This is a genomic window from Falsochrobactrum shanghaiense, from assembly GCF_003149535.1.
Taxonomy (GTDB): Bacteria; Pseudomonadota; Alphaproteobacteria; order Rhizobiales; family Rhizobiaceae; genus Brucella; species Brucella shanghaiense.
Genome location: NZ_QGDB01000002.1, coordinates 99,688 through 124,944 on the forward strand (window position 1 = coordinate 99,688; position 25,257 = coordinate 124,944).

Genomic DNA, 25,257 nt, shown 5'->3' on the forward strand with positions numbered 1-25,257 from the left:
AAAGGCACCGCGCCGGTAGGCGACGCTATGCACCAACATATATCATGTCGAGTTATATCATGCCTGATCAGACTTCCGATCTCCTGAGTTTTGCTCATATTCATCTGCAACGGGGTGAAACCTATCTGCCATCCATTATCGATCGCCTGAACTCCTATGATCCCCTTTACGAAAAAAGAGGGCAGAGCCACATCTTCCGCTATGCTTTCGGGCAGGCTGAAATCAGGGTGGAAGAGGATGGGTATCGGGTGGCACTTCAGGCGGCTGAAGGCGTTGGCCTGCATCGCCTCAAGGATCTCGCCGCCGTCGCGATCAAGCTCTATACCAAGGAAGAAGCGCCCGAAATCGTCTGGCTGGGCGACCGGGCGGACGAAAAAATATTGCCGCAGTTCCGGTTGATGCGCGTCATATCTGCCGACAGGCTGACGCCACATATGCTGCGCGTGCGATTGTCGGGAGAGGATTTGCGGCGGTTTTCGATGTTTGGCGCGATGCATGTTCGGCTCCTGTTGCCAACGCCGCAGGTATCGCAGCCGGTTTGGCCTATCATGGGGGCGAACGGGCTGCCGTTCTGGCCCGATGAAATGCGCAAGCCTGCTTCGCGTGCCTATACAGTCCGCAATCTGAATCTCGATGAGGGCTGGCTGGAAATAGATTTCTATCTGCATGAAATCGAGGGGCTTGCCTGCCAATGGGCCAAGGCGGCAAGGCCGGGCGATGCGATTGGCCTGATGGGGCCGGTCGGACGACCGCTGCGCCGCGCGCGTCGCTATATCATCGGTGCCGATGCAACCGGCCTGCCAGCGGTCGGGCGAATGCTGGAGGAATTCAGCTCCGACGTCACCGGTCGCGTGGTGCTCGCCGTCGACAGCGCCGCTGACATCCAGCCGCTGTCGCATCCGGAAGGGGTGACGATAGACTGGATCGTCGATGCCGATGCAAGGCGCGCCGCGGATATGCTGACGAGCAGGCTCTGCGACATGCCCTGGCCGGAAGGAGAGGGTGGTTTTGGCTGGTTTGCCGGTGAGGCCGATCAGGCCCGGATCATCCGCGCATATTGGCGACAGACACTCGGTAAAAGCCGGGACGAAACGCTCGTCGCGGGGTATTGGCACAAGAATACTGTCGGCTTTATGGCAGGATGATGTGGCAGGTCAGCGAGCGAGTACGGAAGCATCCTTGCAAAAGGTTTGTGAACGGATTGTGTTGATAGATGTGCTGAACGGCAGCTCGGTGATCAGGAAATTTCTCGCCTGCGAGCGTTGACTTGTATAAATTCAATGCGGCCATCGGATATTGATTCGAATTTTACGTGGAAGAGATACATATGTCAGCCATGGACACAGTTGCCGGCGGACGGCAGGTGCCGACCGATTTGCGGCGGTCGGTTTCCAATACTATCAAGGGCTCAGCCGGTAACCTCGTCGAATGGTACGATGTTTATGTATATTCCGTCTTTGCTGCCTCGTTTGAGCATCATTTCTTCAGCGCCGAGGATGCCAACGCCGATATTTATATCTGGGCGATCTTTGCGCTGACCTTTCTGATGCGCCCGGTCGGCTCGTGGTATTTTGGCCGCTTCGCTGATCGTTACGGGCGTCGCGCGGCGTTGACTCTTTCAGTGTCGATCATGTCGGCGTGCTCATTCATCATTGCAATCACGCCGACGCAGCTCACGATCGGCGGGTTTGCTGCCGTCATCCTGATTTTGTGCCGTCTGGTCCAGGGTTTTGCCACCGGCGGAGAATATGGCACCTCGGCTACCTATCTGACAGAAGCAGCCGTGCCCCGGCATCGCGGTTTTCTGGCATCCTTCCATTATGTGACGCTGGTGGGCGGGCATGTTCTCGCGCAGGCGCTGTTTCTGGCGCTGCTGCTGAGCACCTCCCACGAGGCCATCAGTGAATGGGGCTGGCGTTTGGCATTCCTGATCGGCGGCGTTGGGGCCATCGTCGTTTTGTGGATGCGCCGGACCATGGACGAATCCATGAGCCAGGAGGAGCTGCAATCGGTCAAGAAGGAGGGCGGGGCGGCGACCTCCGGCTCTCTGGCCGAATTGTTCACCCAATACTGGAAGGAACTGCTTGCCTGTTTCCTCGTGACCATGGGCGGAACGGTGGCCTTCTATGCCTATTCCATCAACGGGCCGAACATCGTCAAGGCTTCATTCTCGGACAGCAGCCCGATCACCGGCTCGGTAGTTTCTCTGATTGCGCTGATCATTCTCATGGTGCTGCAACCCGTCGGCGGTTATATATCCGACCGTATCGGTCGCCGTTCCCTGCTGGTTTTCTTCGGCGTCGGCGGTGTTTTGTTTACCTGGGTCCTGTTTTTCGTGCTGCCTGGCGTAACAAACAGCTTCCTGGCTTTTGCCATTCTTACGGTGGGCTTCATCATCCTCACCGGCTATACCTCCATCAACGCGGTGGTCAAGGCGGTCATGTTCCCGACGCATATCCGCGCACTGGGCGTCGGTCTGGGTTATGCGATTGCCAATTCCTGTTTCGGCGGCACCGCGCCAATGCTATATGCTGCCGCAAAGACCAGCGGACATATTCCACTGTTTGTTGGCTACGTCACGGTGCTTATCGCGGCATCGCTCATTGTCTATCTGTTCCTGCTCCGAAATCATGGGGCTAACTGGCTCGACGCCCCGGAGGAGATGCAGCGGCGCAGGGACAGCAAGGAACACCGCACCTTCCCGATGGGAGTGTGAACATAAATACCGTAATGCGGATGAGGGGCTTTCGGCGCCGCGTTTAAATGCGGCACCCAAGGTTTTGATCAGGGCAGGCCAGTCAAAGCGCGCTTCGTCATCCGCATTACTCTGAAACGATCACGGTTCTCGGGTGAACCGATCATCGGCATTCTGAAAAAGCATCGGGCGGAGTCGATGATGGATGTATCGACGCTTCGCGAGATGCCGGCCAAAAACGTCGGGCCCGGATCGATACCGATCACCCCTTCTATTGGCGCAGCCTCCCGTTCCTGTCTTGCGCGCAATCGGGAATTCCAATAACGTGATCGTAATAGTCATATTATTGCCTATTGCGACCCATATCTACAGGCTGCCAAAACAACATGCTTGCACCTTTCCTGATCATGCTGCGTGAGGGGCTGGAAGCCGCCCTCATTGTCGGCATTATTGCCAGCTATCTGCGCCAGACGGGGCGCGGGGCCTGGCTGCCAACCATCTGGGTGGGCGTGCTTCTTGCCGTTGCCCTGTCGCTCTTTACCGGCGCAGCCCTGCTGCTCGTCAGCGCCGAGTTTCCGCAAAAGGCGCAGGAAGCCTTTGAGGCGGTGGTCGGGCTTGTTGCCGTGGGCATATTGACATGGATGGTCTTCTGGATGCGCCGCGCCGCGCGCTCGATCAGATCGGGGCTGCAGGCCGATATTGAACACGCCATGACCGCACCGGAAGGCGCGACCTGGGCGCTGCTCGGCATGGCCTTCTTCGCAGTTGCACGCGAGGGGCTGGAATCGGTGTTCTTTCTGCTGGCGATCTTCCAGCAAAGCCCCGGCCCCGCTGCGCCTTTGGCGGCGCTTGCCGGTGTTGCGGTCTCGGTCGTCCTCGGACTTCTGATCTATTGGGGCGGCGTGCGCATCGATTTGCGGCTCTTTTTCCGCTGGACCGCCATCTTCATCCTCTTCGTCGCCGCAGGGCTTCTTGCGGGCGTGCTGCGCAACCTGCATGAAGCGGGCCTGTGGAACCACCTGCAAACCGTCGTTTTCGACCTGTCGGAAAGCCTGCCGGTGTCCGGGCTTGCAGGGACCATACTCTCCGGCCTCTTCGGCTATGACGATACGCCGACGCTGGGCGAAGTGCTGGTCTGGGGAGGTTATCTTGCCACCGCCTTGTTTTTCTTTTTGCGACGGCATCCCGTTTCCGCCCCGCAGGCCGTGAAAGGATAATCCATGCGCGATCCCGGCAAGACCTCTGCACCTTCGCGGCTGATGCCTGTCGCGGTTGCAATATCTGCACTTTTGGCAATCGCGGGCGCTGGATTGTTCTATTATGCGACGCAGACTGCCAGCGGGCCGGAGCGCGGCAATATTCACAAGGTCGTCGTGGGTGCGAAAAGCTGCGATCCGATGGACTTTTCCCTCTCCGCCGGACGGGCAACCTTCGAGATTCACAACGCTTCCGACAGGCCGATCGAATGGGAAATCCTCGACGGCGTGATGGTGGTGGAAGAGCGTGAGAACATCGCTCCCGGCTTTCATTCGCTGCTGACCGCCAGGCTCAAGCCCGGAACCTACGAGATCACCTGCGGCCTTCTGTCGAACCCGCGCGGCAAGCTTACCGTTGCCCCTTCCGAAAGCTCTGAAGCCGAACGTGCCGCCCCGCCTGTCACGGCTTTTATCGGCCCGCTTTCGGAATTCAAGGTCTATCTCGCTCTCCAGTCTGCGGCGCTGGTAAAGGAGACAGGACGGCTTTCAGCAGCGATTGATGCTGGAAATATCGAGGAGGCGAGGGCCGCCTGGCTTGCCGCGCGTTTGCCGTACCGGCGCATGGAGGCAGTCATGGGCCGCATCGCCGATCTGGAAAACGCCATCGATCCTCTGTCCGATTATCTGGAGAAGCGCGAGGAGGATCCGGCATTCACCGGCTTCCACCGCATTGAATACGGGCTTTGGGATAAGCACAGCGTTGCGGACCTCGCACCCGTGGCTGCACAGCTGCTCGCCGATGTTACGGCGCTCAAGGAGCGTCTGCGCGCTCTGAAGCTTGCTCCCGCAGATCTTGCCAGCATGGCTGAGCGGCAGGCTGAACGGTTGGCAACGGCCCAGATCATCACGGGTGAGGACCGCTGGTCCGGCGCGGATCTGCCCGGCATCGAGGCCAATCTTGACGGCATCGCCAAGGGCGCAGGCCTGCTCCTGCCGCTGGTCAGGGAGGCTGCGCCCGACATTGCCCATACTTATGAGGAACGCCTTGCTGGCGCGCGCGCCGCATTGGCCGCGACTGCCGGAGAGGCTTCCGGCTATCCATCCTATGGCAATCTCGACCAGCCGGTTCGCGAGAGGCTGGCCACAGCTTTTGCCGATCTGGGCAAGGCGATTGCTGCAATAAATCCTGCAATCGGACTGGAATAGAACGATGACGCGGCAAGATGATAAGGGCTCGGTGAAAGGACTGCTGACAAGCCGGCGTAAAGTGCTTGGCGCAATCGGCGCGGTCGCGGCCTGTCCCTTCATGCATTCCTCGCGCGCAGCAATGGCTGAAGCGCCCCCGCGCCATGTCACCGACGCCCCCGCCTTCAACCGGGCCTCGCCGGAAGACCGGGTGGAATTTCACGGACGCTATCAGGCGGGCATCACCACGCCCCGGCCTGCCAATGGCATGATCGCCAGCTTCGCCGTGGTTGCCACGACGCCCGGCGAGCTGGAAAACCTGTTTCGCCGCCTCACCGACCGGATCGCCTTTCTGACGACCGGCGGTCCCGTTCCTGAACTCGATTCCAAGCTGCCAGCCGCCGATTCCGGTATTGTCGGCCCTGTTGTGCATCCCGACGCCCTGACTGTAACCGTGTCGCTCGGCGCATCGCTCTTCACCAGTCGTCCATGGCTTGCGCCTCTCAAACCAAGGCGGCTCAAGCGCATGACGCGCTTTCCCAATGATGCGCTGGATGCGAGCCTTTGCCATGGCGACCTGACGCTGCAAATTTGCGCCAATACGCAGGACACCACGATCCATGCGCTGCGCGACATCGTAAAAAACCTGCCCGACCGGCTGATCCTGCGCTGGAAACAGGAGGGCAACGTCCCCGTGGTCGTTCCCGGTCCGGACGGCACGACCCCCAGCGCGCGTAACTTCCTTGGTTTTCGCGACGGTTCGGCCAATCCTGATGGTGGCGACGAGGCGTTGATGGAGCGGCTGGTCTGGATTGGACCCGACCGCGGCGAGCCGGACTGGGCGCTTGGCGGCAGCTATCAGGTGGTCCGCATCATACGCAATTTCGTGGAACGCTGGGACCGGACACCACTGGGCGAACAGGAGAAGATCATGGGCCGCGTGCGCGCGAACGGCGCACCGCTCGATCATCGCGACGCCGGTGAATTCGACGTGCCGGATTACAGGCAGGATTCCGATGGCAGCGCGACCCCTTTGGATGCCCATATCCGGCTGGCCAATCCGCGTCGGCCCGAAACGGAGAAGAACATCATCCTGCGCCGGCCATTCAATTATTCGAATGGCGTCACGAAATCCGGCCAGCTTGATCAGGGCCTGCTGTTCATCTGTTATCAGGCCGATCTGGACAAGGGTTTCATCGCAGTACAGCGCCGTCTCGATGGCGAACCGCTCGAGGAATACATCAAGCCTGTCGGTGGGGGGTATTTCTTCACCCTGCCCGGCGTGCGGGATGCCTCGGATTACCTCGGCAGCACACTTCTCGCCGCAGCGCGGGCGCTTGCTTCCGATCAAACCCAAACCAAGCAGGGAGACTGACATGAAACCGAGACTCCTCCTGAGCGCCGCAGCTTTCGCGCTCTCCATGACGACCGGCCCGGCATTCGCCCAGGTCGACGCGCTGGCGCTGGTCGAGCCGATTGCGGAATACAAGATCTATGTCACCGAAAAGACCGACGAGTTGTTGAAAGGCACGACCGAATTCGTCGCGGCGGTCAAGGCCGGTGATGTCGATAAGGCCAAGGATCTCTTCGCCCGGGTGCGCATGTCTTACGAGGCGATTGAACCGATTGCCGAACTTTTCAGCGATCTCGACGTTTCCATCGACAGCCGCGCCGACGATTATGAGAAGGCCGAGCAGGATCCGGAATTCCCCGGCTTTCATCGCATCGAATATGGACTATGGGAGAAAAATTCCACGCAAGGGCTGGATCCGGTCGCCGACAAGCTGCTGGCCGACGTGACGGAACTCCATGCCCGCATCGCAAATCTGACTTTCCCGCCGGAGAAGGTCGTTGGCGGTGCTGCGGTGCTGATGGAGGAGGTGGCTGCGACAAAAATCTCCGGCGAGGAGGATCGCTACAGCCACACCGATCTGTGGGATTTCAAGGGTAATTTCGACGGTGCCTACAAGATCGTCGAACTGGTGCGTCCGCTGATCGCCGATAAAGAAGCCGATTTTCTCAAAACGGTGGATGATAACTTCAGCAAGGTCGATACGATTCTCGCCAAATACAAGGAAGGAGACGGCTATGTCTCCTACGAGAAGCTGACGGATGAGGACCGCAATATGCTCGCCGCTGCGGTCAATACGCTGGCTGAGGATCTCTCGACGCTCCGCGCCAAACTCGGCCTCGAATAGAACGAAATTGGTCGCGGAGCGAATAGGCAGCATCGCTTCCCGGTCCATTGTCCTTCGCCACAATAGGGTATCCGCGCGCTCAGGCGCGGTCCCCGATCATTCAGCTGCCAGTCTGATCATCATGCGCTTATAAAGGCGATAAGCCATGCCGGGCCAGCCGATCCAGATCATGGCGACACAAGGCATGATCGTGCGCCAGTACAGGTTGCGAAGCTTTTTTCGCCCCTCCCTGCTTGCCAACAGGGAACCGCTGATATTCGGGGCGACCCGGTAATAATGGGCAATTTCCCCCGCTCCGAAAGGCTGGCGCAGAAGCCATTTATCACGAAATCTGCGCAAGGTTTGCAATTCCAGGCAATCGTCCGGACGGCCCTGGACCGCACAACAGGCCGTCGTCAGAAAGCAGTGGTCGAATTCGAAATCTCTTTCGTAGACCCCGCAGGCGGTTCCGCTTGCGAAATTTGCATTGAATTCCGCCAGTGCCTCGACATAAAGCTTTTCGAAATCCTCGGTATCCAGAGTTTCCCGCATGAATGCAATCTTCATCGAGTCCTGGCGTATCACACCGGTTTCTATGGTCACCGGTGACTGTCTGCGCAGAAAGTAGGAAATCTGGTTGCCGATGGTATGGTTGTCTATATCGAAAGAGGCGTCCAGAAAAAATTCGGCAACGGGGGCATCCATCTTGCTATATGCGTATGGCCCGCGTGCTCCCGGAGAAAACCCTCCTTCCATGCGTACCGATTGTCCATTGGCTGCTGTTATCTGAAAATAGATACGGTCCGTCTGGCGATAGCTGATCCGCCTTTGTACAGTGTCGGCTGCGCCATCCTTTCCAGCCCAGTAATGGATGTCCGATTTCCCGTCGCGGAGGGTAACGACTGCCCTGTCGGTATAGGCCAGAGCGGAAACATCGATCTTTCCGCCTGTGATCCTGTCTCCTGCAGTACGCAGTTCAATGGAAAATCCGAGTTCCGGTTGGGAAACCAAATGGTCGGAACGCGAGACGGTGCCATAATCAAACGTATGTACGATTTCGAGGTTTTCCGTCTTTGTGTCGCTCGAAGCACTTTGCTCAACGATAGGGACAACTTTTACGCGCCACTTTCCGTCCTGCTTTTCGACACTGCATGTAAAGTCGGCCAGAGCAAGTTCAGGAAACAATGATGTAGCCGCCGCCGCAGGGGCTGCGGATAATAGAGTGCGTCTGGTGAACCTGTGCGACATCTTTCCCGCCTCTTTCATTGTTCGGTATCCTCTTGTGCCTGAAGTTCCTGGAGGGTGCGCAGCCAGGGAATATTAAAAACAAATGCCTGTTCGTCCTTTGCCGCCAGCAGGGTCTCGCCTGTCGGGGACAGGCCGATGGAATAGGTGCCGTCATCGGGCCAGGTGGCGATGGTTTTCATCTGCTCGAAATCCATTATTGCCAGCGAGGTGTCGCTCGCCGCGAATTTGGCGTTAAACACGACATGGGGGCGGTCCGGACGGAATTCGAGTTGCAAGGGGATCATGGGAGAACGCGCTTTGCGCGGCCCCGACCAGTCACGCGTCCGCCATACGCTCATCTGGTGGCGATTGTCGAAAACCACGAGATGGCGGCTGTCGGGGCTTGCTCCCATCGCGTGCGGCCAGTTGACCCCGTGCAGCCGCCGAAGCCCGGCAAGCGTTTGCGGGTTCCATAGGGCTATCTCGGTCATCTGGTGCTGGCCGCTTGCGATCGCGCTCCCATCGGGAAGCCATGCAAGAGGGCCGCCGATCCGCATGGGCCCCATACGCGTTACAGCTGTAATTTTGCGTGTTTTGACATCGTAGATTTTAAGAAAGCCATCCGCGGTGGAAAAGGCGACCGCAGTGGCATCCGGTTTCCAGACAATATCGATGATCTCGTGCGGTTCGTGAATCTGCGCGACGGCATATCCGGAATCCGTATCGTAGATATAGGCAGCTTCGGTCGTCTGGCCGCTCGCCTCGCGATAACTCGAAATGGAGGCGATGAGACGCCCATCGGGTGAAAAACGATGGCTTCGCCCACGATAGAGGTCGTGCTGTTTGATGCCGGCGCGTACATCCCATATTTGAGGTGGTTCCTGACCGATGACAGCGCGATAGGCATCAGGCGCGAAAGCACTCCCCCTGCCTGCCGGCGGAAGCGGCGACGCGCTTTGTCGGCCTGCCGCAAGAGGCCGGATTTCCACGCGCCGGTTTGAACTGCGGCTTTCGCGGCTTTCATTGGAAGCGACCGGATAGCGGGTGCCAAAACCGCTGACTGGCAGGCGGGAGGCTTCGATACCATGCTTCTCGACAAGGTAGCGCTGCACCGCCCATGCACGGCGAAGGGACAGGGCATCGTTGACATCCAGACGCCCGGTGGCGTCTGCATGGCCTTCAATTGACAGCGCCGTGTCTGCGTCTTTCGCCGATTTCAATATTTCAGCCGCCTTGTCCAGCGTGTCAGCCGCTTCCGGTGCAAGAATATCGGAGTCAAAAGCGAATGCAACATTCAACGGACCGTCATGCCCGAACGACAAATGCCATTGCGCAAGAAGCCAATCCGGAATCCGCGGCTCATAGGGTTGCTTTTGCATGATAAGCGCATTCTCTATCAGCGACGATTTCCACGAGAGCCAGTCGGCTGGCGCGCCATCCATGGAACGTATCGTCTCAAGCAGCCCTTTTGCCTCGGTGAATTGCTGCGCGGCAATCCTGTTATCCGTCATTGCCTTGAGCAGATGCTGGCGGCGCGCCGCCGACCATGGAAGAGACAGTTTTTCGCGATAGAGGTCGTGGGCCTTGTCAAAATGCCCATAAGATTGATGAATGGCCCCCAATGACATGATCGCAGAGAGACGGCCTTCATCATGCGGAGCGAGCGTCAGTGCTTCATGTGCGAGTGCCGCTGCCTTGTCCGGCTGCGGCAGGAAGTTGTAGTTCAGCCAGGCAAGGGTGTTCTTGAGATAATAATCGTCTGGCAGAACACGCTGCGCATCTTCGACAAACGCTTGCGCCCCGCCGAAATCATAAAGCGACATCGCCAGAAATATCTCTTCTGCGACCTCGGCGGTGGGATGAATCGCGAAGCCTGCCTTGAGATACTCGACGGCATAGCGGTTTGCGCCCAGCTGATCGCGCAGCATCCGGCCGACAAATGCATAGGCGGAAGCTTCCCCATCCGGGCGCAGCAGCGATGCGATAGGCTCGGATGCATAGGCCAGCCGTTCGGCCTTCGGCATGGTGTCATCCGAGAGTTTGTCGCGCCGCAATATTGCGAGCTTCTCATATACTTCAAAGGGAGCGTCCTTGCTGATTGCGTTCAGGTAGAATTTTTCAGCTTCCGCAAATCGGCCATCAGCCTCGGCATCGAGACCGCGCACAAAATCAAAAGCATATTCCACATCGCCCACCTCGCTTTCCCAGCGGGCGAGAAAATCCAGAGCGGCCTGTTTGTCTGCGAATTTATTCTTGCGCAGGAAAAACCCGTTCCGAACGAGGTCGGCATCGAAGGGGGCCGTGGCGAGCGCCTTATCATATAGATCGCGCGCCGCGTCTGGCCGCGAGGCTTTCTCATGGGCGAGGGCAAGATTGATATAGGCGACGGTCAGTTCAGGATCGGTTTCGATGGCGGCTTCATAGAGCCGGATTTGCTCATCTGTCCGTCCATCCACACCGGCGATCCATGCTGCGGAAAACAGCCCCTCGGCAGTCTGCGAATGGGCGCGGGCCAGATAGCCGCGGATGATGGCCCGCTCCGCAGGACCGGGTGTTTTCAGGCTGCGTTGCAGGAGGTCGAACGGATATTGGCCGGAATAGGATGGCTGTTCCAGCGCGAACGACTGCGGCAGGCCGCATAACAGAAAGATGAGGCAGAAAAAGCAGCGAAGCGACATCATGGCTCCCGGGCAAGAAATTCAGATATGCATACAGGGCCTCTGGCCAGCTTCCTGATGCGCGTGATGGAGATATTCTGCCCGGATTTTCTCTTGCCGATCAATGCCGACAGCGTTCTTCTGAACTTTGCTTTAAGCAAAATCGCTTGAACCTTTGCGGAGTTTCCTGCAACCTGTTCCGGGCTTGGGATATAGATCTTTTGAATAGGCTCTGTTGCAGTGTGAGGGGCCTTGTAAGGTGGCACGCAACAAAATTGCAGGCGGGATATTGGATGCTGTCGAATTCGCAGGAGCAGGGCGACGAACTGATCGCCGCGATCTATGCGGCGTTGCTTGGAGAGCAGGATTGGCAAGGGTTTCTGGACAGAATAAACAATGTGACGCCGGGCGCGCTTTCCACCCTGTTCTTTCATGACTTCAGGGCCAATGCCGGAGCCGTGGCCTATGTATCGGGTACGCAGGGCCGGGAACGTGCTCTCAATGATTACGAAGGCTATTACAGCAACCTCAATCCATGGATGAGGCGTGTTGCAGCCACTCCTGTCGGAAGAGGCATCATCGGCGAGGAGATCATCTCCCGCGAGGAGTTCAATCGCAGCGAATATTACGCCGACTATATTCGCCCGAACGGACTTGAAACGGGCGTCGGCCTGACCCTTTTCAAGGACCAGAACTGCTATTTCCTGCTGAGCACGCTGTCGGATGACACGAATACAGATCGCAATCTCGACCGTGCCAGCATGCTGACCCGCATTGCCCCGCATTTGCAGCGGGTGTTTCGCTATTACCGTTCTGGTGAATTCCATACGGCTGCGGTCGATTTCGGCAAGGGCATCGACATGGCGACCGGACTGGCTTTCATGCTGGTCAATGAAGATTTCAGGGTGGTCAAGGCGTCGGCTGCCGCCGAACCGGCGCTTTCTTCCGGCAGAATAGCCGGGCTTGATCCACTGGGGCGCATCAGGTTCGTCGATCCGGAGCTTCAATCGGCCTTGCGCTCCTTGCTGGTGCGCCAGCAAGGCATCAGGGAAACGAAGGTTTTCAGCGACCCTGCTTCGGGTGTCCGGTTCATCAGGATTGGAGGCAGTCCAGCGGTGGAATTCTTTGCAGGCCCGATGGTGGCGGTCCTTATGGAAGAAGGGCCGTCTGGAGGTGCTTCCGGCCTTGCCCGGATCGCCGCCAGTTACCGGCTGTCCCCTGCGGAAACGAGGGTCTTCGTCGGCATTGTGAACGGGCTGAGCCTGTCCGATATTGCCGATCGCTCCAACGTTACGAAGGAAACCGTACGATCCCAACTCAAATCGATCTTCGGCAAGACCGGCGCTTCCAGCCAGAAGGATCTCGTGCGCCTTGGCGCAGGGAAAACCCCGTCGGTGTGAGAATTTGTGTCCGTTCGGACGAAACGCCCGGGTTAAACAGTATCTGTCCATCAGTCGTAAGCCGGATTTCGATGCCAGCGGCCTGAGCGATCGGAGGTGAATGCGCGACCGCTGCTGTTATATCGCAATCGCGGCACCTCACAGCCTCTTGACGTCATGATGTAGCCGAGCGGACATGAGCCATAACGAACATGAAGGTCATGGTTTGTTTCAGCGAGATTGGCGCTGGCCTGTGCAAGCGCTCCGTTCAATGTCCGGCTCGTCTCGTTGCAGCCAGCCGGAACGCTCATCAGCAATATCATCGTGGAGATAGTGAGAGCGTTCATGACTATTCTTCCTGCAACGCTCTTACTATCAGGATGGAAAGTTCCCGCTGACGTTCTTCGAGTTCAGCCTTGAACTTCTCATAAGGCGCCATGACCCTGTCATAGGTGCCATCCAGTTCCTCCTTTAATTCAGGACCGAGAAAGTCCAGAGGCATCATCGCATAGGCCGCGTCATAGTGATCCGAAATATAATCGAAGTATTTTATTTTTTCTTTCTGCAGACATGAGCGTTCCTCTACGAATGAGATGAATTGCACGCAAGTCTGCCTTTTGGAATCGATAGGATATTGTGGTTCTGAGTAATTATAAAGATCAGAGCCAAGATGATCTGTCAGCCAAACTTTCATGGTCTTATAATATTTTGTGCCTTCAATGGTCTTCAATTTAGAGACATAATCATTAATGCACGCGAAGTAACTCTCCAGATCCGCATCTTTCTCAAGTTCACCACATTGAAAATTTGGAAAGCTCGTTGGCTCGGCTACAGGCGTAGGGGTTGTCGCTGCAACCTCGTGCTCAGGCATCGCGACCGGGATCGTGTCCGGCGTGAGGGTTGCAGCAGCAGTTGGTCCCGATTTGTTGACGATTTCCGTAATCGTTTTCCCTGCACTGCTGCGTCCTTCACCCAGCGCCACATATATTTGTGCAATCGCCTTTGCAGATCCTTTCATGGCCATCGTGTGCTGGAACGAGCCTGCATCGACAATGACGCGGTCGGCTCCCTGAAGGTGGATGATGAAGGTTTGCGGCAATGTAAGCTGGATTATCCGCGCATTTGCCGTGGACGGCACAGCATTCCTGATCTCCAGAGGAAGACTGCTGAGCAATTGTGGTTCCACATCAAGGGTTTCGATCCGATGCGGTCGATTACGGGTCTTATCCTCGTCATAGACGGCGCGAAGCGTTATGTCGCCGCGCAATGGCAGGTCATAGCCGGAAACCAGAAGAAGCCGCCATTGTCTGGTCTTTGCGTCGAATGCCAGCGAACTGAACAGATCAGCCGACCGGTAACGGGCAGCGGGCATTTGCTGACTGGCCGATTGATCGAAAAAGGTCCAGCTTTCCGCAGGAAGAACGGATGCCTGACTGGTTTGCGCGAGAAGAGCGGCAAGGAGCGCGCTGGCAATGGCGCTCGGCACAGGCCGATCCATGATTCTCGATATAAGCCTGCCCGTCGCCTTTATAGTCGGCATGAGGGCTCTTTGTGCAGTGCTGGTTATGGTTGCCATCTTATCGGTCCCGTTCCCGGCCACTCCCCGGAAGAACGGCTGTTCAGGGCCGTTCCTCCGCTCAGGGAACATTCAGCGGGCTGTCGCAAACTTATGGATTTCCGAATGGTGTGTGGGTTCCCGCTTCGCGGTGCCACCATTTGTAACGGCCGGTTCCGTCACACACCATGAAGCCCCAGCCGTTCGGGTACACTTCACCGGGAGCGGTGCTCAGATTTGTGAAACAACCCCAGCCGCCATGGGATTTTTCCAGACAAACCCTGAAATCCCTTGGTTCATCACCAATATTTCTCAGTTTCACGGCAAAACTCTTTGAACTGTTGCAGTTCTCTCCCCAGGCGGTATCGTATTTGACGATTTCGGCGTTCGCCGTGGCCCCCAGAGACAACAGGGTTATAAATCCTAATATTACTCTATGTCTGATGCTGCCTTGCTTGAACTGCATGATAATCCTCCAGATTTAGACAGCTTCTTATTGCTGGAGAAAAATCCTGCAACATCCCCCGACCGGGGGATGGACAGCATGGTCAGAGGATTTCGTGCAAAAATATGAACTGCCTTCGCAGGCGCACCGGGAGAGCTGATCCTGCCGCTGGAATGGTTCCGCAAGCCAAGGCGCGGCATCAAGCTCGCAGTCGTGAAGGCAGATGAAAGGGCTGCAATGCACCGGACCCAAATGATTGCGCCGATGATTTAAGGAGAGAGTTAGAGGGTTCTTAACAAAGAACTGTGCTATATCCGGGAAGGAATACGTCAAATCAGGAAGGCGACTGACTGATTATTAACAGCTTGCTCAAATCAGAAAACAAAACGGCCATCAATACAGCAATGAAAGCGGCTGCGCTGTAATCGTTGATTTAAGCCTTCTGGTGATAATCATCTTGTGGTAGAAATGCGACTTGATAATTAATGATTTGCCAGTAAAAACAAAGTCAATTATACAGTTGGCATTCCCCTCACACATGTCGATCATTTTAGGATCAAATAATGCCCGATACAATAAACGAAAAGACACTTTTGCTTGAATTGACGGCGGAAATCGTCACTGCCTATGTGACGAACAATCCGATTCAGGCCGCTGAACTGCCAAACCTCATGCAGCAGGTCCATGACAAGTTTACTGCGCTTGGCGCCGAAGCCGCGCCTGAACAGCCGAAGGTCGAACTTGTTCCCGCTGTAAACCCGAAGAAATCCATTCATAGCGACCATCTGATCTGCCTTGAAGACGGTTTGAAATTCAAATCGCTCAAGCGCCATCTGATGACCCATCACAACCTGACGCCTGAAGAATACCGGGCGAAGTGGGATCTGCCAGCCGATTATCCGATGGTTGCCCCCGGCTATTCCGCCGCGCGATCGCAGCTTGCAAAGGCAATGGGCCTTGGCCGCAAGCCCAGGGAAGCAGAAGCCGAGGCCGAGGTGGCCAAGGCACCGCGCAAGGCCCGTTCGAAATAATTGGTACTATCGACCGCCGCCAGTGCGGTTGGCGAAGTTTATGACGGTGGCCGCAACGCAATGTTTGCGGCCACTTGCTTTCTCATCGGCGAAATCACGTCGGAAGCGCTCGCCATCATTTGCGATCCGGCCATCAAGGGCATGACCATGGTGCTGGCGGCGCATGAAACGGGCTTTTCTCAAGCCTGCTATCAAGGCGGGACGACTCTAAAGCAGCTGACTTCAGAACAGGAAATGAAAATGCCTGCAACCGCGCGCGATTTCGGCATCATTTGCGGCACCATGCCGACGGGCCTCAAAAATACCATTGCCGATGTGCCGGGCGTGCGCGTCGGCCATCACACGCTGCGCAATGGCGACATCAACACCGGCGTCACCGCCATCCTCCCGCATGATGGCAATCTATACCGGCGCAAGGTGCTGGCTGCGTGCGATGTCATTAATGGCTTTGGCAAGAGCACCGGGCTGGTGCAGGTCGAGGAACTGGGCACGCTGGAAACGCCCATCCTGCTGACCAATACATTTGGGGTGGGCGCTTGCGCCAATCTGCTGATCCGCGAGGCGATAGCGGCCAATCCGGACATCGGGCGGGAAACCGCGACGGTCAATCCCGTGGTGCTGGAATGCAATGACGGCCCGCTCAACGACATACAGGCGATGGCGATCACCGAGGATTACGCGCGTCTTGCCTTGCAGGCCGCAAGCTTCGAGATGGCGCAGGGCAATGCGGGTGCGGGGACCGGAATGTCATGTTTTGGTTTCAAGGGCGGGATCGGCACATCGTCACGACGATTCGAGCTGGATGGAGCCACGCATCATCTTGGCGTGCTGGCATTGACCAATTTTGGCAGTGCGGGCGATCTGGTGCTTCCCGATGGCCGCAGGCCGTCACCTGACACGGAAGCGGAGCCGGAAAAAGGCTCGGTCATCGTGGTGCTTGCCACCGATGTTGCGATGGAACACCGGCAGTTAAAGCGGGTGACGCGTCGCTGCGGGGCAGGGCTTGCGCGGCTCGGTGCCTTCTGGGGGCATGGCAGCGGCGATATAGCCATCGGCTTTTCGACCGCCGTGACATTCGATCATGACGAGATGCGCGATCTTGTCCCCTTCACGGCGCTCAATGAAAACCGCATCGATATATTGTTTCGGGCCGCGGCGGAGGCGACGCAGGAATCGGTGCTGAACTCCTTATGCGCAGCGGAAGCCATGCAGGGTCGTGCCGGCAATCATCGCCGCTCGCTTGCTGACTGGCTTGAAACTAACCGCGCCTGAGCGCAGGTTCATGACAATCGCGGCCATGCCCAATTCGGAACTACGGTAATCTGATCATGAAGCGCAAACCCAATATCGCCATCATCATGGATGAAAATACAAGCGCCGGGGGCCAGCGTTACGATACATCGAAACATTATTTTACCGCGATCGACCGGGCCGGTGGAATCCCTTACGGAATTGCCTATCTGCCAAATCTCGTTGACCATGTAATCGATGCATTTGACGGCTTCGTGAGCGTTGGAGGACGGATAGGCTTTCCGCAGGAATGGTATGTCGAGGGCGACCGGTCCGCTTATCCCGCGTCGGACCGGCTGTCCGTCGAACTGGCACTGATGAAGGGTTTTCTCGCCCGCAACAAGCCGGTGCTGGGGATCTGCAACGGCATGCAGATGCTCGGATGCCTTCATGGCTGTCGCATGGTGTCGAATGTGCATGCCTCCTGGCCGGATGCGCTCATCCACGACCAGAGCGATTTTCTTCATGAGGTGTCGGTTGCGGCGGGCACCCGGCTGGCCGATATTTTTCGTGTCGAAAAATTCAGCGTCAATAGCTTTCATCGCGAAGCGCTTGTGGAGGTTTCGGGCGATGTGAGCGTTGCCGCGCGCGGGCCTGACGGGGTTGTCGAAGCGATCGAAGTCCCGGCCCATGCTTTTGCAATGGGCGTGCAGTGGCATCCTGAAATGCTCGATTATGAAACCCATCCCGGCGCCCGTATATTCGACGCCTTCGTCAAGGCTGCCGCTGAATAGAAGATTTGCTCTGGCCAGCAGACGAACGGGCGTTTAATCAGGTTTATCTTGATAGAACTGGATATAGTCATGTCTGCCCCATCCGATCCAAACCTGCTCAATGATCTCGCATCTTTCGTTCAAGATCTTTCCAATGAGATCGAACCCCATCTGATCGGCCTTCGCCGCGACATTCACGCCCATCCCGAAACCGGGTTCGATGTAGAGCGGACTGCCGGAGTGGTCGCGCGCGAGCTTGAGGATCTGGGCATTGAATGCCAGACCGGCGTGGGCCGCACCGGCGTTGTCGGCCTGATCAAAGGCGGACGTCCCGGACCGACCCTGCTGATCCGCGCCGATATGGATGCGCTGCCCATCGAAGAGCAGACGGGCCTGCCTTTCGCCAGCATCTATCCGGGTAAGATGCATGCCTGCGGCCATGATCTTCATACCGCCACGCTCATCGGTATCGGCAGGATATTGAAGGAGATCGCCCCGCGTCTTGGCGGCAGTGTGAAGCTGATGTTCCAGCCTGCCGAGGAAACGCTGGAAAGCGGCGCGCGCGCCATGATCGCCGATGGCGTCCTTGAGGGCGTGGATTACGCATTGGGCTTTCACAACCAGCCTGACGAACCCACGGGCACCTTCACCTTTGTCGAAGGGGTCGCCAACGGATCGTCGGATGAATTCGACATTAGCGTTCATGCGGCTTCCGGCCATGCGGCGCGGCCGCATCAGGCGGTCGATCCGATCGTTGCAACGGCGCAGCTTGTCACGCAGTTGCAAACGATCGTATCGCGTGAGGTCGACCCGATGCGAACGGCGGTCCTGACCATCGGCGCAATCCATGGCGGCCACACCCACAATATCATCCCCGATACCGTCTCCATCATGGGCACCGTGCGCTGTCAGGACCGTGAGACGCGCGATATTATCGAAGCGGCGGTGCGCCGCATTTGCGCGGGGCTTGAAGCTTCGATGCGGGTGCGCTGCGAAATCAGCTATGTACGCGGCGTTCCACCGATGGTCTCCGACCCTTACCTGATCGAGAACGCCGGCGCGGTCATTCGCGAGCATTATGGCGAGGTCTTCTTCAAGCGCGGCGGAAGCCTTGGTTCGGAAGATTTTGCGCTGGTCGGCGAAAGGGTGCCCTCTTTCCAGCTTGGCATCGGCGCGGGACAGGAAGGCCGCGACGACAAGCTGCATAATTCCGATTACCAGCCCGACGAACGCTCGATTGCCAATGGCGTCGTCGCACTTTCACTGGCTGCGGCGCGCATTTTGTCATGATATGCAAAGGGCGGCTGAAAAGCCGCCCCGTCTTGTTGCATCAGGCGCAGAGATAGCGGTTTGAGAGCGCATGAATATGCGGGGTGCCAATGCCGCAGCATCCGCCAATGATGGCTGCACCGTTTTTCACCCAGCGCTGCGCCCATTCCCCATAGGCATCGGGATCGAGATCGGCGCGAATTTCGGTCACGGTTGCATTGGCTTCCTCATCGTCCTGCTGTGATGGGAATGCATTGGCATAAACGCCGATCGGAATATCCTTGCCCAGCGCGTCAAAAACCTGTTTTGCCGCAAGGATTGCGGCATCCATGACTTCCGGCATCGCGCAATTGAACAGAAGCGCCTGGGCTCCCAGTTCCGCTGCAAGCCGTGCGCCCTCGGCCACCGTTTCGCCGGAACGAAGCTGCGCTTCGGGCATGTCCTCAGGCGCAATATCGTCGCGCAGGGTAAAGGAAATCCAGAACGGCTTGCCCGTTGCGCGAATAGCCTCGTAAGCGGCTTTGACTTCGGCGAGGCTGCTCTGGGTTTCGGCAAGCCAGAGGTCGACCGATGGCGACAATCCTTCCACGAGCACGTCCAGCAGTTCGGCGGCGCGGCTGGGGTCGAACAGGTCGGGCTGGTAAGAACCAAACAGCGGCGGCAACGATCCGGCAACCCGGACCTTGCGACCGGCTGCATCGGCGGCATCGCGCGCGATGGTGCCGGAGAGTGCTGCGAGCCTGCTGCCTTCCGTGGCAAAGCGTTCCTCGCCGATATGGAAAGGCACGACCGCATAGCTGTTGGTGGTTATGACATCGGCACCGGCTGCGATATAGCCGTCATGCACTTCGCGCACATATTGCGGTGCCTCGATGAGCGCAAGAGCCGACCATTCCGGCTGGCGGAACGGCGCGCCGACGCGTTCAAGTTCACGCCCCATGCCGCCGTCGAGAATGATTGTCTTTTTGCTCATGCTTTCATGTCCTTGTTGGTATCTGTGGCGGCAGCATTCGCACGCTGTGCGATTATGCCATCGAGCCAGCCCGGCTTCATTTGCGGAATGGAAGCCAGCAGCCTTGCGGTGTAATCATCAAAAGGCGGGTTTAGCACATCGGATTTCAAACCGTAACGCACGACCGATCCGCGATGCATGACGGCGATCTTGTCGGCAATGGCGCGGACGATTGCGAGATCGTGGGTGACGAAAAGATAAGAGGTGCCGGTCTCATTCTGTATCCGCCGCAGCAGTTCGAGAATGCCTTCCGCCACCAGCGGGTCCAGCGCCGAGGTCGGCTCGTCGCATAAAAGCAGCCGGGGGCGCGCGGCAAGGGCGCGGGCGATGCAGACGCGCTGTTTCTGGCCGCCGGATAATTCCGCCGGATAGCGATCCAGAATCTTGCGGGGCAACTCATTGAGTTCAAGCAGTTCATGAACCGCTTTCCGCCGCTCCTCGCGCCCCATCCTGAAATAAAATTGCAGCGGCCTGCCGATAATGTCGGCGATGGTGCGGCGCGGATTGAGCGCCAGATCGGGCAACTGGCTGATTACCTGGATGTTGCGCAGCGTCTCCTTCGACCGGCGGTCGACGCTTGCCGGCAGCACCGCGCCATCGAAGCGGATTTCGCCTGCGGTGGGTTGCAGAAGGCCGCTGACCACGCGCGCCAGCGTCGATTTGCCGGAACCCGATTCACCGACAATGGCCAGCGTCTGGCCTTTCGCAAGATCAAGCGTGACATCCTTGAGCACCGGCATTGCCGGGTCGTAAGCGGCAGAAATATTGGCAATGGAAAGCAAAGGTGCGCCTGTCTGCGCTCTTTCGTCACTTTCCCTCTGGCGCACGGCCACGAGCTGGCGCGTATAGTCCTCTTGCGGTGCATCGAAAATCTGGCGGGCAGGGCCTTTTTCCACCATGCGCCCATGACGCAATACCATGATGTCGTCGGCAATCTGCGCCACCACAGCCAGATCATGGGAAATATAAAGCGCCGCCGTTGCGGTCTTCTCAATGGCCTTCTTGATTGCGATGAGAACCTCAATCTGCGTCGTGACATCAAGGGCAGTGGTGGGTTCATCGAAGACGACAAGATCGGGGCTGGAGCAGAGCGCCATCGCCGTCATTGCCCGTTGAAGCTGCCCGCCGGAAACCTGATGCGGATAGCGCTCACCAAAATTTTCGGGATCGGGAAGGCCAAGCAGGGTGAACAGTTCGATAGCGCGGGTCCGGGCTTCGCCCCGTTTCATAGAACCGTGCCAGACCACGGCTTCAATAACCTGATCGATGAGCTTGTGTGCGGGATTGAAAGCGGCGGCAGCGGATTGGGCGACATAGGTGATCTTGCTGCCGCGCATTTTCTGCGTGTCTTTTCGCGACAGCGAAAGAACGTTGAGCCCATCGAGCGTTACCGTTCCGCCGGTAATGCGCAGCCCGCCGCGCGCAAACCCCAGCGCGGCAAGGCCGATGGTCGATTTGCCTGCGCCCGATTCCCCGATGAGGCCAAGTACCCGGCCTTTTTCAAGGGTCAGATCGATACCATCGACGACAAGCCCTTCGTCGGAGCTTATTTGCAGGCTCTCGATTTTCAGAAGCGGTTTCGTGTTCCGGTCAGCCATTGTCCTGCACGCCTTTCTTCAGGCTGGCCGTGCGCTGTAAAATCCAGTCGACGACGAAATTGACGCTGATCGCAAGCAGGGCAATGGTGGCGCCGGGAATAAGTGCTGCAAAGACGCCGAACATGAGGCCATCCTTGTTTTCCTTGACCAGACTTCCCCAGTCGGCGATCGGCGGCTGCACGCCAAGGCCGAGAAAGGAGAGGGTGGAAAGAAACAGGATCGAAAAAACAAAGCGCAGCCCGAATTCCGCCAGCAATGGCGACAGCGCATTGGGCAGGACTTCATGGAAAATGATCCAGCTTTTGCCCTCGCCGCGCAGGCGTGCGATTTCAACATAATCGAGCACCACAATATCCAGCGCAATAGCGCGGCTGACACGGAAAACGCGTGTCGCCTCCAGAACGGCCATGACGGCCACCAGAATGAAGACGCTCTTGGGCAGGACGGCGAGGACGACCAGCGCGAAGATGAGGGTGGGCAGCGCCATCAGCAGATCATTGCCGCGCGAGAGCAATTGATCCAGCCATCCGCGGGTGAGGGCGGCAAGAAACCCGAGCGGCACGCCGATAAGGAAGGCCAGTATGGTTGCCGCGGCTGCAATCGAAAGCGTCAGCCTCGTTCCCCAGATGAGGCGGGAGAGGAGATCGCGGCCGATATTGTCGGTTCCAAGCAAAGCCTCGCGCGATGGCCCCTGCCAGACGGCTCCCACCACTTCCGATATGGGATGCGGCGCCAGCCAGCTTGCGAAGACCGCGATGAATACAAAGAAGGCGATGCCGCCAAAACCGATGGCCGCAAGCAATCGTGAGCCTCGTCTGCGCCGTGTCATCGTGGATGCCTCAGCCGTGGATTGGTGAGAATGACGATCACATCCGCAATGATGTTGAGGCCAATATAGACGGCTGCGAAAATCAGGCCGCAAGCCTGCACCACCGGCACATCGCGCTTGGCCACATGGTCGACCATATACTGGCCCATGCCGGGATAGACGAAGATCACTTCCACGACCACGACGCCCACCACCAGATAGGCGAGGTTGAGCGCTATCACATTGATGACGGGCGAAAGAGCATTGGGCAGGGCGTGGCGCAGAAGAATGCGCCAGCGCGGCAGGCCCTTGAGCTGCGCCGTCTCGATATAGGGCGATGACATGACCGCAAGAAGCGAAGCGCGCGTCATGCGCACCATATGTCCGGTGACGGCAATAACCAGCGTCATGCAGGGGAGTGCAATTGCTGTCAGCCGCTGCCAGCCGCCCATCGACGGATTGACCAGCGCGCTTGAGGGCAAAAGCCCGAGCGAAACCGCAAAATAGGCGATCAGAATATAGGCCACGAAGAATTCAGGCAGCGATATGGTGCCAAGCGTCGCCACGGCGATCGTGCGGTCTACCGCCGTGCCAGCATAAAGAACCGAAATCACGCCGAGCAGCAGGGCGAGCGGAATGGCGAACAGCGCCGCCATCGCGGCGAGATAAAGTGTATTGGACAGGCGGGGGGCTATGCTTTTTGCAATATCCTGCCGGTTGGAATAGCTGCGGCCAAGATCGCCCTGAACGGCATTGCCAAGCCATTCCGCATAGCGCTGTATGGCGGGCCTTTCGAGGCCGAGTTCCTTGCGGATATTCTCGACCGCCTGCGGCGTCGCCTGCTGCCCGAGCATCGCCGTTGCGACATCGCCCGGCAGGACCTGCGTTCCCGCGAAAATGACAATGGAGATCGCCCAGAGCAGGACGATGCCAAGCGCGATGCGGCGAAGAACCATTCCACAAAGTGAGTTGCCGCGCAAAAAGCCATGGGAACGCCGCAGGCTTACGCTTGTCGCTATTCTGGCCTCCTGTTGAGACTGGTTTGTCGGCACGTCTGTCATGGCGGTCCAGATAGAGCATTTCCAGCAAGAATGTGAAGCGGTTTTGAGTTTGGGCAATGCGACAAAACATATAGGCCGGGCGGCTCCGGCGTTTCTGTTTAAACAGGAACCGCGCCCTGTGCAAATTGCGAGGCACCGATGGAGCTAACCCTTCGGTGCCTCGATGCCAGGTTCCTTGTTTCGCCTGCGGAGAATCCTCCCCGCACAGGATGGTCCTATTCTTCGAGCCAGATTTTTTCGGCGAGCCGATAGCCGCTCATATCGCCGCCGCCCGGCACCGATACATAGCCCTTCACCTTGTCGTTGGCGGCGGCAAGATTGTCGGTGAAAACGGGGATCAGCTCGCCGCCATCTTCCACGATGAGCACCTGCATGTCGTGATAGATCTGCTTGCGCTTTGCTTCATCAAGCTCGATGCGGGACGCGGCGAGAAGATTGTCGAAGGTTTCATTGCTCCAGCCGGTTTCGTTCCATGGCGCGCCGGTTTGCAGCAGCATGGAAAGCATGGCATCCGCGGTCGGGCGCACGGACCAGTTGGAAGCGACGAAGGGCTTTTTCAGCCAGACTTCTTCCCAATAGCCGTCCGAAGGCACGCGCTCGACATCGATGGTAATGCCGGCCTTGGCCGCCGACGCCTGATAAAGCTGTGCTGCATCCGCCGATCCGGTAAAGCCATTATCGGAAACGCTAAGCGGAATGGAGCCGGAGAAGCCGGATTTTTTCAGATGGAATGCCGCTTTTTCAGGATCATAGGCGCGTTGCGGAATGTCGCTGGAATGCAGCGGATTCCATGACGGGATCGGATGGTCGTTGCCGACGGCACCTGTTCCAACGAGCAGGCTCTTTTGCAATTCCTCGCGGTCGATCGCATATTTGAGTGCAAGCCGCAGATCATTGTTTTTCAGAAGCTCGGAATCGGTGCGCATCGGGAAGCAATACATCGAGTTTTCCGGTGTGCGCAGAATCTGGATGTCCGGGCGCGCGCTCAGATGACTGACCATGCGTGCTTCGACGGCATTGATTACATGGGCCTGTCCGCTCATCAGCGCCGCCATGCGAGCCGTAGTGTCTTCCATGGCAATGGTTTCAACCGAATCGACATTGGCGCGGTCCGGGTGCCAGTAATTTGGATTGCGGCGGGTGAGCGCCCGCACGCCGGGCTGGAAATCTTCCAGAATGAATGCGCCGGTGCCGATACCCTTGTCGAAATCTTCGCCTTCCGGCCCGATGCCGAGGTGATAATCGACGAAAGCCGCCGGGAAATCGACATTGCCTGCATCAAGCGTGACGGTGATTTCATGGGTGTCGGAAGCAACAATATCCGTGACCGCGAGCAAGACGCCCTTGCCGCCCGACTTGGTGTCGTCGCCGCGATGATGATTGAGCGAATAGACCACATCCCTGGCGGTCAGTTCCTTGCCATTATGGAAGGTCACACCCTTGCGCAGACGGAATACCCATTTGCTGGCATCGGCATTGGCCGGTTCCCAGCTTTCCACCAAAGCGCCGGTGAGCTTTCCATCGGGGCCAAGCTCCAGCAGCGTGTTGAAGAGCTGGAAGCCGACCGTATACATATATGCCATCGTATAGGAGGCCGGATCGAGATGGTCCGAGCTGGAGGCCGAATGCATGGCGATAACCAGATGCCCGCCCTTGCCGGGCTTTGCATCCTGCGCGCGCGCCCGAGTGGGCAGCAGCAGCCCCGATGCGCTCATGCCGAAGCCGGCAGCGACGGCTGCTCCGGCTGTCATGCCGAGAAACTGCCGCCGCGAGGGTTGCAATGAAACGATCGGAGTTTTCTGATGGGACATGGCTTACACTTTAACGCTTGAGATTTTTCATACAGCTTTGTCAGGCTTGTTAATCTCATTGGAAGGAATCCTCAACAAGCAATAAATAAAATAATCTCTCGGCTCCGATTAGAATATTATTCCAACCGGAGAGATCGGGCATCTGGTT

Annotated in this window: 21 protein-coding genes; 11 read left to right on the forward strand and 10 right to left on the reverse strand. The window is 57.8% G+C overall.

Going from position 1 to position 25,257, the window contains the following annotated elements; genetic code table 11:
* The first annotated feature begins 59 nt into the window (after positions 1-59).
* The 6 genes from DKP76_RS04440 to efeO (DKP76_RS04465) all read left to right on the forward strand — a co-directional run bounded on the left by DKP76_RS04440 (position 60) and on the right by efeO (DKP76_RS04465) (position 7,274).
* Positions 60-1,145, forward strand: coding sequence for a siderophore-interacting protein (locus DKP76_RS04440; protein WP_158279411.1), 1,086 nt, complete (start codon positions 60-62; stop codon positions 1,143-1,145).
* Between the two features lie 182 nt (positions 1,146-1,327).
* A complete protein-coding gene (locus DKP76_RS04445) occupies positions 1,328-2,716 on the forward strand; it encodes an MFS transporter (protein ID WP_199224752.1) in 1,389 nt (462 codons plus the stop codon).
* 365 nt (positions 2,717-3,081) lie between these two features.
* Positions 3,082-3,912 (forward strand): iron uptake transporter permease EfeU, encoded by an 831-nt coding sequence (efeU, locus tag DKP76_RS04450; RefSeq protein ID WP_109705258.1) that lies wholly within the window; start codon positions 3,082-3,084, stop codon positions 3,910-3,912.
* A gap of 3 nt (positions 3,913-3,915) precedes the next feature.
* Positions 3,916-5,097: an iron uptake system protein EfeO gene (gene efeO / locus DKP76_RS04455; RefSeq protein WP_109705259.1), complete on the forward strand. Its 1,182-nt coding sequence runs from the start codon at positions 3,916-3,918 to the stop codon at positions 5,095-5,097.
* Between the two features lie 4 nt (positions 5,098-5,101).
* Positions 5,102-6,451 (forward strand): iron uptake transporter deferrochelatase/peroxidase subunit, encoded by a 1,350-nt coding sequence (gene efeB, locus DKP76_RS04460; RefSeq protein ID WP_109705260.1) that lies wholly within the window; start codon positions 5,102-5,104, stop codon positions 6,449-6,451.
* Position 6,452: 1 nt separating this feature from the next.
* Entirely contained in the window at positions 6,453-7,274 is an 822-nt protein-coding gene (gene efeO, locus DKP76_RS04465; RefSeq protein ID WP_109705261.1) for an iron uptake system protein EfeO, read from the forward strand.
* A gap of 96 nt (positions 7,275-7,370) precedes the next feature.
* Here the strand turns inward: efeO (DKP76_RS04465) and DKP76_RS04470 are convergent, their stop codons facing one another.
* Positions 7,371-8,519, reverse strand: coding sequence for a CFI-box-CTERM domain-containing protein (locus DKP76_RS04470; protein WP_146198902.1), 1,149 nt, complete (start codon positions 8,517-8,519; stop codon positions 7,371-7,373).
* The gene (locus tag DKP76_RS04475) at positions 8,516-11,161 is read right to left on the reverse strand and encodes an OmpA family protein (RefSeq protein ID WP_109705263.1); all 2,646 of its coding nucleotides are present in this window, start codon (positions 11,159-11,161) and stop codon (positions 8,516-8,518) included. Before DKP76_RS04475 ends, DKP76_RS04470 begins: the two co-directional genes overlap by 4 nt.
* Before the next feature lie 269 nt (positions 11,162-11,430).
* Here DKP76_RS04475 and DKP76_RS04480 point away from each other — a divergent pair, with 269 nt between their 5' ends.
* Positions 11,431-12,537 carry a helix-turn-helix transcriptional regulator gene (locus tag DKP76_RS04480; RefSeq protein ID WP_109705264.1) on the forward strand — a complete coding sequence of 369 codons (1,107 nt, stop codon included), beginning with the start codon at positions 11,431-11,433 and terminating at the stop codon, positions 12,535-12,537.
* A gap of 50 nt (positions 12,538-12,587) precedes the next feature.
* On the opposite strand, the gene DKP76_RS04485 is transcribed toward DKP76_RS04480, so the two are convergent.
* The 3 genes from DKP76_RS04485 to DKP76_RS18980 form a co-directional block, all read right to left on the reverse strand.
* The gene (locus tag DKP76_RS04485; protein WP_109705265.1) at positions 12,588-12,863 is read right to left on the reverse strand and encodes a hypothetical protein; all 276 of its coding nucleotides are present in this window, start codon (positions 12,861-12,863) and stop codon (positions 12,588-12,590) included.
* A 2-nt stretch (positions 12,864-12,865) separates the two neighbouring features.
* Positions 12,866-14,056 carry a hypothetical protein gene (locus DKP76_RS04490; RefSeq protein WP_146198903.1) on the reverse strand — a complete coding sequence of 397 codons (1,191 nt, stop codon included), beginning with the start codon at positions 14,054-14,056 and terminating at the stop codon, positions 12,866-12,868.
* A 127-nt stretch (positions 14,057-14,183) separates the two neighbouring features.
* Entirely contained in the window at positions 14,184-14,537 is a 354-nt protein-coding gene (locus DKP76_RS18980; RefSeq protein ID WP_146198904.1) for a hypothetical protein, read from the reverse strand.
* A gap of 542 nt (positions 14,538-15,079) precedes the next feature.
* Here DKP76_RS18980 and DKP76_RS04500 point away from each other — a divergent pair.
* From DKP76_RS04500 to DKP76_RS04515, 4 genes are all read left to right on the forward strand, one after another.
* Positions 15,080-15,547: a Ros/MucR family transcriptional regulator gene (locus tag DKP76_RS04500; protein ID WP_109705268.1), complete on the forward strand. Its 468-nt coding sequence runs from the start codon at positions 15,080-15,082 to the stop codon at positions 15,545-15,547.
* A gap of 240 nt (positions 15,548-15,787) precedes the next feature.
* Positions 15,788-16,819, forward strand: a complete 1,032-nt coding sequence (locus DKP76_RS04505) for a DmpA family aminopeptidase (protein WP_109705831.1) — start codon at positions 15,788-15,790, stop codon at positions 16,817-16,819.
* 56 nt (positions 16,820-16,875) lie between these two features.
* Positions 16,876-17,571, forward strand: coding sequence for a gamma-glutamyl-gamma-aminobutyrate hydrolase family protein (locus tag DKP76_RS04510; protein WP_109705269.1), 696 nt, complete (start codon positions 16,876-16,878; stop codon positions 17,569-17,571).
* Between the two features lie 69 nt (positions 17,572-17,640).
* Positions 17,641-18,840, forward strand: a complete 1,200-nt coding sequence (locus DKP76_RS04515) for a M20 metallopeptidase family protein (protein WP_109705270.1) — start codon at positions 17,641-17,643, stop codon at positions 18,838-18,840.
* 40 nt (positions 18,841-18,880) lie between these two features.
* Here the strand turns inward: DKP76_RS04515 and DKP76_RS04520 are convergent, their stop codons facing one another.
* From DKP76_RS04520 to DKP76_RS04540, 5 genes are all read right to left on the reverse strand, one after another.
* Entirely contained in the window at positions 18,881-19,792 is a 912-nt protein-coding gene (locus DKP76_RS04520) for a homocysteine S-methyltransferase family protein (RefSeq protein WP_109705271.1), read from the reverse strand.
* Positions 19,789-21,429 (reverse strand): ABC transporter ATP-binding protein, encoded by a 1,641-nt coding sequence (locus DKP76_RS04525; RefSeq protein WP_109705272.1) that lies wholly within the window; start codon positions 21,427-21,429, stop codon positions 19,789-19,791. The genes DKP76_RS04520 and DKP76_RS04525 overlap by 4 nt, the downstream gene beginning before the upstream one ends.
* Positions 21,422-22,258, reverse strand: coding sequence for an ABC transporter permease (locus tag DKP76_RS04530; protein WP_109705273.1), 837 nt, complete (start codon positions 22,256-22,258; stop codon positions 21,422-21,424). Before DKP76_RS04530 ends, DKP76_RS04525 begins: the two co-directional genes overlap by 8 nt.
* Positions 22,255-23,193, reverse strand: coding sequence for an ABC transporter permease (locus DKP76_RS04535; protein ID WP_109705274.1), 939 nt, complete (start codon positions 23,191-23,193; stop codon positions 22,255-22,257). Before DKP76_RS04535 ends, DKP76_RS04530 begins: the two co-directional genes overlap by 4 nt.
* Positions 23,194-23,513: 320 nt before the next feature.
* Positions 23,514-25,109 carry an ABC transporter substrate-binding protein gene (locus DKP76_RS04540; protein WP_109705275.1) on the reverse strand — a complete coding sequence of 532 codons (1,596 nt, stop codon included), beginning with the start codon at positions 25,107-25,109 and terminating at the stop codon, positions 23,514-23,516.
* Positions 25,110-25,257: the final 148 nt, after the last annotated feature.